We start from the raw sequence: 13,690 nt of genomic DNA on the forward strand, positions 1-13,690 counted from the left end.
GCTGCCGCATTGGCCGCCCGGTATGCAATCCCCCTGTGGGAGCGAGCTTGCTCGCGATAGCGATCCATCAGTCACCTTCCATATTGACTGATCTGCCGCCATCGCGAGCAAGCTCGCTCCCACAGTTGTTTTGTAGTTCCTGCTAAGGCTCTGCTCTGCCCCACCATCACGCTCATCAATCATGCTATTCAGCATAAATTCACAAGCCTAGACTCGGTCCACTCCAACAAAAGGTAGGCCGCCATGTCCGAGACGTTGCTCAGTTCCCGTAATCTGGCTTTCGAGCTGTATGAAGTCCTTGATGCCGAGGGCCTGACCCAGCGTGAGCGTTTCGCCGAGCACAACCGCGAAACCTTCGATGCCGCCATTGGCACCGCCCGCAACATCGCCGAGAAGTTCTTCGCCCCGCACAACCGCAAGGGCGACGAGAACGAGCCGCGCTACGAGAACGGTCAGGCGATTCTGATTCCGGAAGTGAAACCGGCGGTAGACGCCTTCCTCGAAGCCGGCTTCCTCAACGCCGCGCGCAGTTTCGACGCTGGCGGCATGCAGCTTCCTACGCTGCTGTCCCAGGCCTGCTTCGCGCACTTTCAATCGGCCAATGCTGCTTCGACGTCCTATCCGTTCCTGACCATGGGCGCGGCGAACCTGATCGAGAGCTTCGGCACTGAAGAGCAGAAGCGCCGCTTCCTGCAACCGATGATCGATGGCCGTTTCTTCGGCACCATGGCCCTGACCGAACCCCACGCGGGTTCGTCGCTGTCGGATATTCGTACACGCGCAGAACCTGCGTCTGACGGCACCTATCGCCTCAAGGGCAACAAGATTTTCATCTCTGGCGGCGATCATCCGCTGTCGGAAAACATCGTGCACATGGTGCTGGCCAAGCTGCCGGACGCACCGGCCGGGGTGAAGGGCATTTCGCTGTTCATCGTGCCCAAGTTCCTGGTCAACGATGACGGCAGCCTGGGCAAGCGCAATGACGTGCTGCTGGCTGGGCTGTTCCACAAGATGGGCTGGCGCGGCACCACCTCCACCGCACTGAATTTCGGCGATAACGGTGAGTGCGTCGGCTATCTGGTGGGCAAGCCGCACCATGGCTTGAGTTACATGTTCCAGATGATGAACGAGGCCCGGATCGGCGTCGGCATGGGCGCGGTGATGCTTGGCTACGCCGGCTATCTGTACTCGCTGGAATACGCCCGCGAGCGTCCGCAGGGCCGCGTGCCAGACAGCAAGGACCCGAACACTGCACCGGTGGCGATCATTCAGCATGCCGACGTGAAACGCATGCTGTTGACGCAAAAGGCTTACGTCGAAGGTTCGTTTGACTTGGGTCTTTATGCGGCGCGGCTGTTCGATGACACCACCACGCTTGCGACCGAAGCCGAACGCAAACAGGCCCATGAACTGCTGGATTTGCTGACACCAATCGTCAAATCCTGGCCGTCGGAGTTCTGCCTGAAGGCCAACGAACTGGCGATCCAGATCCTCGGCGGCCACGGCTATACCCGTGAGTATCCGGTGGAGCAGTACTACCGCGACAACCGCCTGAACCCGATCCACGAAGGCACCCACGGTATTCAGTCGCTGGACCTTTTGGGCCGCAAACTGGCGCAGAACGGCGGCGCGGGGCTCAAGCAACTGATCCGCCTGATCGCCGACACTGGCGAGCGAGCACAGGCGTTTGATTCATTGACGCCGCTGCGCGAGCCGCTGGAAAAACTGGTTACCCGCTTGCAAACCGTGACCATCGGCCTACTGACTGATCTGGCCCAAGGCAAGGTCAACAGCAGCCTGGCGAACTCGGCGCTGTACCTGAAAGTGTTTGGTCACACGGTGATCGGCTGGCGCTGGCTGGAACAGGCGATTCGTGCCGAGGAAGGTTTGGCCAAGGGTAATGCGGCGGATGTGGCCTTCTATAAAGGCAAGCTGCAGGCGGCGCGTTATTTCCTGACATGGGAAGTGCCGGGCTGCCACCATGAGCTGGCGATTCTTGAGGCTCGGGATGATGTGTGCCTGGGCATGCAGGATGAGTGGTTCTGATCCAACCTTTGTGGTGTAGCTGAAAACCAATCGCGAGCAAGCTCGCTCCCACAGGAATCCCTGTTGGCCACAAATCTTGTGTTCAACACACAAACCCTGTGGGAGCGAGCTTGCTCGCGATGGCGTCAGCACTATCAATACATCAACTCAGCTTGAACCCACCCATCTGCCGCGCCAGATCATCCGCCAACCGCTGCAACGTCTGACAATCCTCCCGACAGGCCCTGACCTCCCCCGCCGTCGCCCGCGCCAGGTCGGAGATGCCCTGAACGTTCCGGTTGATCTCCTCGGTCACCGCCGATTGCTCTTCCGTCGCCGTCGCCACCTGATGGTTCATGTCGCTGATGCGTTCCACTTGCCCGGTAATCGCGGTCAACGAAGCCCCGGTACGCTGGCTGGACTCGACACCCGTGCCGGTCGCGGCTTGCCCGGAATGCATCGACGACACCGCATTCTCCGCTCCCTGCTTGAGGCTGCCGATCATCTGCTGGATTTCATCGGTAGATGCCTGCGTACGCCGCGCCAAAGTCCGCACTTCATCGGCCACCACGGCAAACCCGCGCCCCATGTCCCCGGCTCGCGCAGCTTCGATAGCGGCGTTGAGCGCCAGCAGGTTGGTCTGCTCGGAAATCCCCCGAATCACCGCCAGCACCTGGTCGATCGACGCCACTTGATGGGCCAGTTCACCCACCGCTGTAGCCGCGACGCCGATTTCGTCAGACATGCTTTCGATATGGCGGATCGAGCCACCCACCACTTCCCGTGCCTGCATTGCCTCATCCCGAGCCGCTTGTGATGCGAGCGCCGCATTACCGGCGTTATGGGCGATTTCCTGAACGGTCAGGCCCATTTCATGGACAGCGGTTGCCACCATGTCGGTCATTTCCTGTTGGCGGCCGGAGCGCTCAGCGGTGTTATCCACCACCCGTGCAACCTGGCCGACAGCGGTGCGCAGTCGCTCGCTGGTGGTCAGCACCTCGCCGATCATGTCACGCTGGCTGTCGAGAAAGCGATTGAAGCCGCGCGCCAGGTCGCCCAGCTCATCGGCGCGACTGGAATCTAACCGCTGGGTCAAATCTCCACCACCGCTACCAATGGCAACCAATGCCGCTGTTACCTGACGAATCGGGCGTACCAACCCACGGGCCAGCACCACCACCAGCAACAGACACACAATCGCCACCGCCAGGCCGATACCGCTGCTCATCCACATGGCGCGCCGGGCTTCGGCGTAGATCTGCGATTGCGGCACTTCGGCCACCAGCGTCCAGCCGAGATCGCGCAAAGGCAGACTCAACGCGAGAAAGTCTTCGCCATCACGCTGGAAGCTGCTGCTGGTGGCAGTTTTTTGACCCATGACCGCTTGCGCGGCTGACTCGCCAATCTGTTCGGCCAAGGTGCGCTTGCCGCTGAATTGCGCCTCTGGGTGAACCTGGATCAAACCGTCGGAACGCACGAGATAGACCTTGCCGCGCTCTCCGAAGCTGAAATTGTGAATCAGCTCCGACAGCTCTTTCATGCTCAGGCCAAGCCCGGCAACGCCCACTACTTTGCCGGCCTGCTCGACCTTGAGGTCGATGAACAGCGCCAGTTCTCCGGTGGCCGTGTCGATGTCGATATTGAGGGTGCGCGGCTGGTTGCTGTCGAGGAACGAGTAGAACCAGGCGTCTTTGGGATTGGAACGACTGAGGGTGCGGTCCAGGCCTTTTTCGGTAATGTAATGGCTGGACGCGGTGCCGATGATCAGCGCGGTAAAGGCTTTGTGCTCGGCGCGAATGCCTTCCAGATACTGCGCGAAGCTGGCGGTCTTGGCGCTGTCCTCACCCCCGGCCAGCCAGTCGCGCACCATGCTGTTGCTGGCGATGTCCTTGGCGGCGGTAAGGGGTTGGACGAGGATCCGCTCGATGTCGTTGCGCATCGCTTCGATGCTCGACGGCAAGGCTTGCTCGACCAGATAGCTCTGGGCGAGGCGGTTGACCACCAGGGTATAAATGCCAACCACGATCAGGATACTGACCAGCAGGGCGGTGCCCATGCTCAGGATCAACTGCCATTGAATACTGCGTTGCCAGAACTGCATGGAGCACCCCCAAAGAATAAGAGGCTGAAACACTGCAACAGCCGTGCCGATTGTATACAAACCAACCGACAATCTATTCTTTGGTTGTGCGCAAAGCCGATCAGGCCTGATTGATCGTCTTGGAAATCACTTCAACCGTGGCGCTGACTTGCTCTTGGTAACGGTCAAGGTCGAGCTTGTGCTGCTTCTGCATTTCGATCTGCTGGGAGCACAGATTCATCGCCGCCAGCACCAGCAATCGGTCACCGATCAGCGTCGGGTACTTCCTCTTGGTTTCGGCCAGGGCTGCCTTCAACATCATCGCGGCGTCCAGCAGGGTCTGTTCTTCCCCGGCCGGTGCCTTGATCGAATAGTCCTCCCCCAGGATCGAGACGACTTTTACCCCTGCGGCGTTGTAACTCATGCGCTGACAGGGCCTGCGCTGACGCGCTCAACCAGGGCCTGGATGCGAGCCGCCGTGGCGCCTTGCTTCTCTTCCTGCTCCATCAGATTCAGTTGCAGGCTTTCGTTTTCATCCTTGGCCTGGGCCAGTTCTGCGGTCAGGGTCTGGTTGGTGCCGAGCAACGTCTGGTTCTGTTGCACCAGGTCACTGACCAGTTGTTCCAATTGGCTTAGGGATGCTTCCAACATTTTGATTTTCCGGGCTTTTTCAAAGGGCGCGTACGATAAAGAAAAGTCACCCTGGATGCCAGGGTTATACAGGCGCAAAGCCTTGATTTTGCTGACGAGTGACCTTTCTCGCGAACTGTAGAGACTGTGATACCCCGATCTGGTTCCTGCACTTCGTCGCCCGCCTATGCAGGAGCGAGCTTGTTCGCGATGGACGCGAACGATATCGCGCCCTGTCTGAATGATTGCATTGTCCATGCGTTTTTCGCGAGCGGGCTCACTCCTACAAGGTAACCACCCGGTCGCAGTAAAAACGCGCAAGGACTCAAGACTTCAGTCCGGCGACCGATAAGCCATCCATACAGCAGCCTCAGCCCCGCGCGGATGCGCTCTTCTCGGTGATTGCCATGTCCCTTCGTAATATGAATATCGCCCCTCGGGCGTTCCTCAGCTTTGCCCTGATTGGCGGCTTGATGATGGTTCTGGGGGTGTTTGCCTTGAATCAGATGAGCAAGATCCGCGGCGCGGCCGAGAACATCACCAACAACAGTGTGCCGAGCATCAAGAGCCTGGACGACTTCACCCAGCTCACCTTGCGCCTGCGGGTGTTGTCCTATCGCTTGCTGGTGAACCGCGAGCCTGATGTGCAGCAGAAAACCATGGAACTGCTGGAGACGCGCAACCAGCAGATTCGCACGGCCCAGGCAACCTACGAAAAGCTGATCGCCAGCCCGCAGGAACGTGCGGCCTACGATCAATACGTACAGCTGCTGGGTCAATACCGCCAGATCGAAGACCGGATGAAGACCCTGTCGCGCAACAATCAGGTCGATGAATTGCGCAGCCTGCTCAACACCGATTTGCTCAACAACTCCGAAGCGGTCAACACCGTGTTGAACCGCCTGCTGGAGATCAACACCCAGCAGAGCCACGACACCAACCAGCAGTCGGCGGATCAATACGATTCGGCGTTCAACCTGGTAATCACCCTGTTGGTGATCGCCACCGCCTTGACGCTGCTGCTCGCCTGGTTGCTGACCAACAGCATCACCCAACCGATCGCCAATGCCCTGGGCGCCGCCGAACAGATTGCCGAAGGCAACCTGACGCGCCCGATCACCGTTGACGGCCAGGATGAAGCCGGCCGTTTGCTGCTGGCCATGTCGAAGATGCAGGAAAAGCTGCGCGACACGCTGCAGCGCATTTCCGGCTCGGCCACGCAACTTGCATCCGCTGCCGAAGAACTCAACAGCGTTACCGACGAAAGCGCCCGTGGCCTGACCCGGCAGAACAACGAAATCGAACAGGCTGCCACCGCAGTCAACGAAATGACCAGCGCCGTGGAAGAAGTCGCGCGTAACGCGGTCAGCACATCCGAGGCCTCGAAGAACGCCACCACATCTGCCGGTGACGGCCGTGACCTGGTGCAGGAAACCGTCAGCGCCATCGAACGCATGAGCGCCGACGTGCAGAGCACCGCGACCCTGATCGGCGACCTGGCCAACGAGTCCCGTGACATCGGCAAGGTGCTGGATGTGATCCGTGGCCTGGCCGACCAGACCAACCTGCTGGCCTTGAACGCCGCCATCGAGGCCGCGCGCGCCGGTGAGGCCGGTCGTGGTTTTGCGGTGGTGGCCGACGAGGTACGAGCCCTGGCTCACCGCACCCAGCAGTCGACCAGCGAGATCGAACGCATGATCGGCAGCATCCAGAGCGGCACCGAGCATGCGGTGGATTCGATGCGCAACAGCACCGAACGCGCCGAATCGACCCTGAACATCGCCCGCGGCGCCGGGATGTCGCTGGACACCATCAACAGCGCCATCGTCGAAATCAACGAGCGCAACCTGGTGATCGCCAGCGCCGCTGAAGAACAGGCACAGGTGGCCCGTGAAGTGGATCGCAACCTGGTTAACATCCGTGACCTGTCGGTGCAGTCGGCCACCGGGGCGAATCAGACGAGTGCGGCGAGCAATGAGCTGTCGCGCCTGGCGGTAGACCTGAACACCCTGGTTGGGCGGTTTAGCCTGTAATCCGCCAACACCGCCCCCTGTAGGAGCGAGCTTGCTCGCGAAGGCATCAAGGACAACGCGCTGATCCAGACAGTACGCGTTATCGTTGACGTCCATCGCGAGCAGGCTCGCTCCTACAAAGCTTTTTGACAGCATCACATTTCAACAGGTTAGAATCGCTGGCACGCAGACTGCATGGTCAGTTTGCGCCCGCCTTTCAGCTTTCTGGAGTACTGCCTTTGAATGCGACGACCATCAACAGCCTGTTCTTGATCGGCGCGTTGCTGGTAGGTGCGAGCATTCTGGTGAGCTCACTTTCGTCCCGTCTCGGCATCCCGATTCTGGTGATCATCCTGGCCGTCGGCATGGCGGCCGGTGTCGATGGCGCCGGCATTCTTTTTGATAACTACCCCACGGCTTATCTGGTAGGTAACCTCGCGCTGGCGGTGATCCTGCTCGACGGCGGCTTGCGCACGCGGGTGTCGAGTTTCCGCGTGGCGTTATGGCCGGCGCTGTCGCTGGCGACGGTCGGGGTGTTGATTACCACCGGGCTGACCGGCATGGCGGCCGCGTGGCTGTTCGACTTGAACCTGATTCAAGGCCTGCTGATCGGCGCCATCGTCGGTTCTACCGACGCCGCCGCGGTGTTCTCGCTGCTGGGCGGCAAGGGCCTGAACGAACGGGTAACCGCCAGCCTCGAGATCGAATCCGGCAGCAACGACCCGATGGCAGTGTTTCTCACCGTCACCCTGATCGACATGCTCGCCAGCGGCCAGACCGGCCTGCACTGGAGCCTGCTGACCCACTTGCTGCGCGAGTTCGGCATCGGCGGCGTCATCGGCCTGGGCGGTGGCTGGCTCATGCTGCAACTGGTCAATCGCATCAACCTGGCCACCGGCCTGTATCCGATCCTGGTGATTGCCGGCGGCCTGGTGGTGTTTGCGCTGACCAACGCCCTGCACGGCAGTGGCTTCCTGGCGGTATACATCTGCGGCCTGGTGATCGGCAACCGTCCGGTGCGCAGCCGCCACGGCATCCTGCACATGCTCGACGGCATGGCCTGGCTGGCGCAGATCGGCATGTTCCTGGTGCTGGGGCTGCTGGTGACGCCCCACGACCTGCTGCCTATCGCCTTGCCGGCACTGGCCCTGGCGCTGTGGATGATTCTGTTTGCCCGGCCACTGTCGGTGATAGTTGGCCTGCTGCCGTTCAAGGCGTTCCATGGTCGCGAGAAGGCATTCATTTCCTGGGTCGGCTTGCGCGGCGCGGTCCCGATCATTCTCGCGGTGTTCCCGCTGATGGCCGGCCTGCCCAACGCTCAGCTCTACTTCAACCTCGCGTTCTTTATCGTGCTGGTATCGCTGCTGGTTCAGGGCACGAGCCTGCCGTGGGTCGCCAAGCTGCTGAAGGTGACGGTGCCCCCGGAGCCTGCACCCATCTCCCGCTCGGCCCTGGAAGTGCACGTCACCAGCGAGTGGGAACTGTTCGTCTATCGCCTGGGCGCGGAAAAATGGTGCATCGGTTCGCCCCTTCGCGAGCTGAATATGCCCGAAGGCACCCGTATCGCCGCCCTGTTTCGTGGCCAGCAATTGCTCCATCCGTCGGGTAGTACAGTGCTGGAAGTCGATGATTTGTTGTGTGTTATCGGCCATGAACACAACCTGCCGGCCCTCGGAAAACTCTTCAGCCAGGCGCCACAACGGGGCCTCGATCTGCGCTTCTTCGGCGACTTCGTACTTGAAGGAGACGCCCAGCTGGCCGCGGTTGCGGCCCTCTATGGCCTGAAGGTCGAAGGCATCGATCCGGACATGTCCCTGGGCCACTTCATTGCCCAGAAGGTTGGCGGCGCGCCGGTGGTGGGTGACCAGGTGGAATGGAACAACACCATTTGGACCGTGGCCGTCATGGACGGGAACAAGATCGGTAAAGTGGGCGTCAGATTCCCCGAAGGAAGTCGCCCGGGTCCCGGACTCTTCCTCTAAACTGCTTCCACTATCACTTGCTTGACCGGTCTTTATGCCTAATCTGCGCTCCATTTTCGCCGTCGCCCTGCTGGGCTTGAGTCTCTCTGTCAGCACCCTTGGTTTATCGCAAGCGGCGCAAGCGGCCGAACCGCCTTCCAGCGAAGCCGTGCAAGCGAGCCTGGACAAGATCGCCGACCGCAAACTGCCGGAAGCCGATCTGAAGGCCCTGCAATCGGTCCTGCAAGGTACGCTGAGCCAGCTCAACAACAAGCGTGACTACGAGCAGAAGCTGGTCGCGCTCAAGCAGCAATTGAGCAATGCGCCCAAACAGACCATCGAGAACCAGCGTGAACTGACCCGCCTCAAGGCCAGTGCCGTGGTGCCGGTGGCGCAGCGTTTCGCCAAGGAACCGATCCAGCAGCTTGAACAATTGCTCACCGAGCGCTCCACCCAGCAAAGCGACCTGCAAAAGGCCCTGGCCGATGCCAACAGCCTGATCATCACCGCCCAGACCCGCCCCGAGCGCGCCCAGGCGGAGATATCCAGCAGCCAGACGCGCATTCAGCAGATCAACACCATCCTCAAGAACGGCAAGGACGCCGGCAAGACCCTGAGCGCCGAGCAGCGCGACCAGCTCAATGCCGAGTTGGCGGCGCTGAACGCCCTGATACCGCTGCGGCGACAGGAACTGGCCGGCAATACCCAATTGCAAGACCTCGGCAACAGCCAGCATGACTTGTTGTCGGAGCGATCCGACCGCCTGGATAAGGAAATCCAGGAACTGCAAACCCTGATCAACCAGAAGCGTCTGGCGCTGTCCCAGGAAACGGTCACCCAGCAATCCATCGAAGCGCAGAAGGCCGGCGGCAGCAGCCTTTTGGCCACCGAAAGCGCGGCCAACCTGAAGCTCTCGGACTACCTGCTCAAAAGCACCGACCGCCTCAACGAAGTCACCCAGCAGAACCTGCAGACCAAGCAGCAGCTGGACAGCCTGACCCAGAGCGATGCGGCCCTGGACGAGCAAATCAACGTGCTCAAAGGCAGCCTGCTGCTCTCGAAGATTCTCTACAAACAGAAACAGGCGCTGCCGCGCCTGCGGCTCGACCGCAACCTGGCCGATCAGATCGCCGACATTCGCCTGTATCAGTTCGAAGTCAGCCAGCAACGGGAATTGCTGAGCAATCCGACCACCTACGTCGAAAACCTGCTGTCGACCCAACCCCCCGAGCAAGTCACGTCGCAGCTGCGCAAAAGCCTGATGGAACTGGCCACCACCCGCGCCGACCTGCTGGAGCGACTCAACCGCGAACTGAGCGCGGTGCTCAATGAATCCATCACCCTGCAACTGAACCAGAAGCAATTGCTCAGCACCGCGCAAAGCCTGCGGGCGACCCTCGATGAACAGATGTTCTGGATTCCCAGCAACAAGCCGCTGGACCTGGAGTGGATTCACAGTGTGCCGGATCGCCTCCAGCGGCAAGTCGATACGCTGCCGGTACTTTCAAGCCTGAGCGAACTGACCGACGGCCTGACCCAGCGCCCGCTGCTGTTCCTGCCACTGGCCTTGCTGATCGGCGCACTGCTGTGGCGGCGCAAGAGTCTATACGCGCGACTGAACAAGGTTCACCAGGACATCGGTCACTTCAAACGCGATAGCCAGTGGCATACGCCGCAGGCAATTCTGATCAACATTCTCCTGGCGATGCCGGTTTCACTGGGCCTCGCATTGTGCGGGCTGGCCCTGCAAATCGACGCCCGTGGGCAGAACGCCAATATGGGCGCGGCGCTGCTGCAAATGGCCGGGGCCTGGCTGGTGTTCTACACCGCCTACCGGATCCTCGCGCCGGGTGGCGTGGCAGAACTGCATTTCCGCTGGGAAAAGCCCCAGGTGGAATTCCTGCGCAGATGGATCCGCCGCCTCGGCATCGTGGTCATGGCACTGGTGACCGTAGTCGCCGTTGCCGAACTGCAACCGGCGGCACTGGCCGATGACGTGCTCGGCATGCCGGTGGTGCTGATCTGCTACGCCTTGATGACCTTGCTGCTCAGCCGCCTGCTCATCAGCAGCCCGACCCACGAAAACGCTTCGCTGTTCCGCAAACTGGTGGGGATCCTGTTCACCGCCCTGCCCGTCGCGTTGTTCGTGGCGGTGTGCTTCGGCTACTACTACACCGCACTGAAACTCAGCGACCGTTTGATCAACACCCTGTACCTGCTGATGTTCTGGCTGGTGATCGAAGCCACCTTCGTGCGCGGCCTCAGTGTGGCGGCCCGGCGCCTGGCCTACCAGCGCGCCCTGGCCAAACGGCTGGCCGCCAAAGAGGCCGGAGACGGCGAAGCGGTGATCGAAGAGCCGAGCATGGACATCGAGAAGGTCAACGAACAGTCCCTGCGCCTGATCCGCCTGGCGCTGCTCGGCGGCTTCATGGCGGCACTGTATTGGGTCTGGGCCGACCTGATCACGGTGTTCTCGTATCTGGACAACGTCACCCTCTACGAATACACCAGCGGTACCGGCGCCAACATGAGCATGGTACCGATCAGCATCGGCGACATGCTCGGCGCACTGATCATCATCGGCATCACCTTCGCCCTGGCGCGCAACCTGCCGGGCTTGCTCGAAGTGTTCGTGCTGTCGAAGCTCAACCTTGCCCAGGGCAGCGCCTACGCGACCACCACGTTGTTGTCCTACGTGATCGCCGGCGTCGGTTTCGTCTCGACGCTGTCGACCCTCGGCGTGAGCTGGGACAAGTTGCAATGGCTGGTGGCGGCGCTGTCGGTCGGCCTCGGTTTCGGCATGCAGGAGATCTTCGCCAACTTCATTTCCGGCATCATGATCCTGTTCGAACGTCCGGTGCGGATCGGTGACACCATCACCATCGGCAACCTGTCGGGCACCGTGAGCAAGATCCGCATCCGCGCCACGACCATCACCGACTTCGATCGCAAGGACATCATCGTCCCGAACAAGACGTTCATTACCGGACAACTGATCAACTGGTCACTGACCGACACCATCACCCGGGTGACCCTCAAGCTCGGCGTCGACTACGGCTCGGACCTGGATCTGGTGAAAGAGCTGTTGCTCAAGGCCGCACGCGAAAACCCGCGCGTACTGAAAGACCCGGAGCCCCACGTGTACTTCCTGAATTTCGGCGAAAGCACCCTCGACCACGAGTTGCGCATGCACGTGCGCGACCTCGGCGACCGCAACCCGGTGCTCGACGAGGTCAACCGCTTCATCAACCGCGAGTTCAAGAAGCAGCACATCAACATCTCGTTCCGGCAGATGGAGGTCTACCTCAAGAACCTGCACGGCCAGGAATACAAGATGGTGCCGATCGAGCCGGAAGCGAAAACCATCGTGCCGATCGTCGACGGCAGGCCCGCGCAAGAACCGCCCGCCGCCAAACTCGACTAACCGGCCTTTCCCCAGCAGAATGCTCGGACATTCTGCTGGAGCCGGCCCTTGAAAGCCCTCGACGAACTCACCTTCGATAACCGCTTCGACCGCCTGGGCGATGCGTTTTCCGCCCATGTGCTGCCCGAGCCCATCGATAATCCACGCCTGGTCGTGGCCAGCCCCGCCGCCATGGCGCTGCTGGACCTCGACCCGAGCGTGGCCGAAACCCCGGAGTTCGCCGAACTGTTCAGCGGCCACAAGCTCTGGGCCGACGCAATCCCAAGGGCGATGGTCTATTCCGGACATCAGTTCGGTTCCTACAACCCGCAATTGGGCGACGGTCGCGGCCTGTTGCTCGGCGAGGTGTACAACGAGGCCGGCGAACACTGGGACCTGCACCTCAAGGGCGCCGGCCAGACGCCATTTTCACGCATGGGTGATGGCCGGGCGGTACTGCGCTCGTCGATCCGCGAATTCCTCGCCTCCGAAGCCCTGAACGCACTGAATATCCCGACCACCCGCGCCTTGTGCGTAATCGGCTCCGACACCCCGGTGTGGCGCGAAAAGCAGGAACGCGCAGCCATGATCCTGCGCCTGGCGCCGAGCCATGTGCGCTTCGGACACTTCGAATATTTCTACTACACCAAGCGCCCCGAGCAACAGAAAGAGCTGGGTGATCACGTGCTGGCCATGCACTTCCCGCAGTGCCTGGAACAACCGGAGCCGTACCTGGCGATGTTCCGCGAAGTGGTGGAGCGCAACGCCGAACTGATCGCCAAATGGCAGGCCTATGGCTTCTGCCACGGGGTGATGAACACCGACAACATGTCGATCTTGGGCATCACCTTCGATTTCGGCCCATTTGCGTTCCTCGATGACTTCGACGCCAACTTCATCTGCAATCACTCAGACGACCAGGGCCGTTACTCCTTCAGCAACCAGGTGCCGATTGGCCAGTGGAACCTCAGCGCCCTGGCCCAGGCCCTGACACCGTTCATCAGCGTCGAGGCCCTGCGCGAAACCCTCGGCCTGTACCTGCCACTGTTCCAGGCCCATTACCTGGACCTGATGCGCCGCCGCCTCGGCCTGACCACCGCCGAGGATGACGACCAGAAACTGCTGGAGAACCTGCTACAACTGATGCAAAACAGCGGCGTCGACTACAGCCTGTTTTTCCGCCGTTTGGGTGATCAAACGCCGGAACAGGCCATCACCCGCTTGCGTGATGACTTCGTCGACCTCAAGGGCTTTGACGCCTGGGGCGAGCTCTACGTCGCCAGGGTTTCCCGTGAAGGCACGCTTGATCAAGAGCAGCGCCGCCAGCGGATGCACGCGGTCAACCCGCTGTACATCCTGCGCAACTACCTGGCGCAAAAGGCCATCGAGGCAGCGCAGAACGGCGACTACTCGGAAGTCCGTCGACTGCACGCGGTGCTGAGCAATCCGTTCGAGGAACAACCGGGGATGGAAAGCTACGCCGAGCGGCCGCCGGAATGGGGCAAGCATCTGGAGATCAGTTGTTCGTCGTGAGGCACTGCACGATTGAAAATCTGGAGTCATGTCTCCAGATATGGAT

The 13,690-nt window shown here is 60.9% G+C and carries 8 protein-coding genes and 2 pseudogenes; 6 read left to right on the top strand and 4 right to left on the bottom strand.

All coding sequences use genetic code 11. The features are described 5' to 3' along the window. The first annotated feature begins 243 nt into the window (after nt 1-243). Nucleotides 244-2,046, top strand: coding sequence for an acyl-CoA dehydrogenase (locus AC1RS8_RS01135; protein ID WP_489339627.1), 1,803 nt, complete (start codon nt 244-246; stop codon nt 2,044-2,046). A 142-nt stretch (nt 2,047-2,188) separates the two neighbouring features. On the opposite strand, the gene AC1RS8_RS01140 is transcribed toward AC1RS8_RS01135, so the two are convergent. The 4 genes and pseudogenes from AC1RS8_RS01140 to AC1RS8_RS01155 form a co-directional block, all read right to left on the bottom strand. Beyond that, the gene (locus tag AC1RS8_RS01140) at nt 2,189-3,034 is read right to left on the bottom strand and encodes a methyl-accepting chemotaxis protein (RefSeq protein ID WP_493162327.1); all 846 of its coding nucleotides are present in this window, start codon (nt 3,032-3,034) and stop codon (nt 2,189-2,191) included. Nucleotides 3,035-3,052: 18 nt separating this feature from the next. Further along, a pseudogene (locus tag AC1RS8_RS01145) lies at nt 3,053-4,126 on the bottom strand (HAMP domain-containing protein); the annotation flags it as partial. 100 nt (nt 4,127-4,226) lie between these two features. Further along, nucleotides 4,227-4,529, bottom strand: a complete 303-nt coding sequence (locus AC1RS8_RS01150) for a cell division protein ZapA (RefSeq protein ID WP_057712304.1) — start codon at nt 4,527-4,529, stop codon at nt 4,227-4,229. Next, nucleotides 4,526-4,756: a hypothetical protein gene (locus tag AC1RS8_RS01155; protein WP_090452750.1), complete on the bottom strand. Its 231-nt coding sequence runs from the start codon at nt 4,754-4,756 to the stop codon at nt 4,526-4,528. The genes AC1RS8_RS01150 and AC1RS8_RS01155 overlap by 4 nt, the downstream gene beginning before the upstream one ends. A 401-nt stretch (nt 4,757-5,157) precedes the next feature. Between AC1RS8_RS01155 and AC1RS8_RS01160 the strand changes: the two are divergent. From AC1RS8_RS01160 to selO, 5 genes and pseudogenes are all read left to right on the top strand, one after another. Then, nucleotides 5,158-5,913 (top strand): annotated as a pseudogene (locus AC1RS8_RS01160) (MCP four helix bundle domain-containing protein); the annotation flags it as partial. Beyond that, entirely contained in the window at nt 5,905-6,768 is an 864-nt protein-coding gene (locus AC1RS8_RS01165; RefSeq protein WP_371318461.1) for a methyl-accepting chemotaxis protein, read from the top strand. The pseudogene AC1RS8_RS01160 and the gene AC1RS8_RS01165, both read left to right, overlap by 9 nt. Nucleotides 6,769-6,986: 218 nt before the next feature. Further along, complete coding sequence (locus tag AC1RS8_RS01170) at nt 6,987-8,729, top strand: potassium/proton antiporter (RefSeq protein ID WP_057712307.1); 1,743 nt, start codon at nt 6,987-6,989, stop codon at nt 8,727-8,729. A 34-nt stretch (nt 8,730-8,763) separates the two neighbouring features. Next, nucleotides 8,764-12,132 (top strand): mechanosensitive channel MscK, encoded by a 3,369-nt coding sequence (mscK, locus tag AC1RS8_RS01175; RefSeq protein ID WP_489339626.1) that lies wholly within the window; start codon nt 8,764-8,766, stop codon nt 12,130-12,132. Nucleotides 12,133-12,180: 48 nt separating this feature from the next. After that, complete coding sequence (selO, locus tag AC1RS8_RS01180) at nt 12,181-13,644, top strand: protein adenylyltransferase SelO (protein ID WP_489339625.1); 1,464 nt, start codon at nt 12,181-12,183, stop codon at nt 13,642-13,644. The last annotated feature ends 46 nt before the right edge of the window (nt 13,645-13,690 follow it).

Source organism: Pseudomonas sp. GW821-FHT12A04 (genome assembly GCF_058807755.1).

Bases quoted from the DNA above. Each gene is read 5' to 3' on its own strand.
- AC1RS8_RS01135 (WP_489339627.1), top strand. From the start codon at position 244: ATGTCCGAGACGTTGCTCAGTTCCCGTAATCTGGCTTTCGAGCTGTAT.
- AC1RS8_RS01140 (WP_493162327.1), bottom strand. From the start codon at position 3,034: ATGATCGGCGAGGTGCTGACCACCAGCGAGCGACTGCGCACCGCTGTC.
- AC1RS8_RS01150 (WP_057712304.1), bottom strand. From the start codon at position 4,529: ATGAGTTACAACGCCGCAGGGGTAAAAGTCGTCTCGATCCTGGGGGAG.
- AC1RS8_RS01155 (WP_090452750.1), bottom strand. From the start codon at position 4,756: ATGTTGGAAGCATCCCTAAGCCAATTGGAACAACTGGTCAGTGACCTG.
- AC1RS8_RS01165 (WP_371318461.1), top strand. From the start codon at position 5,905: ATGCAGGAAAAGCTGCGCGACACGCTGCAGCGCATTTCCGGCTCGGCC.
- mscK (WP_489339626.1), top strand. From the start codon at position 8,764: ATGCCTAATCTGCGCTCCATTTTCGCCGTCGCCCTGCTGGGCTTGAGT.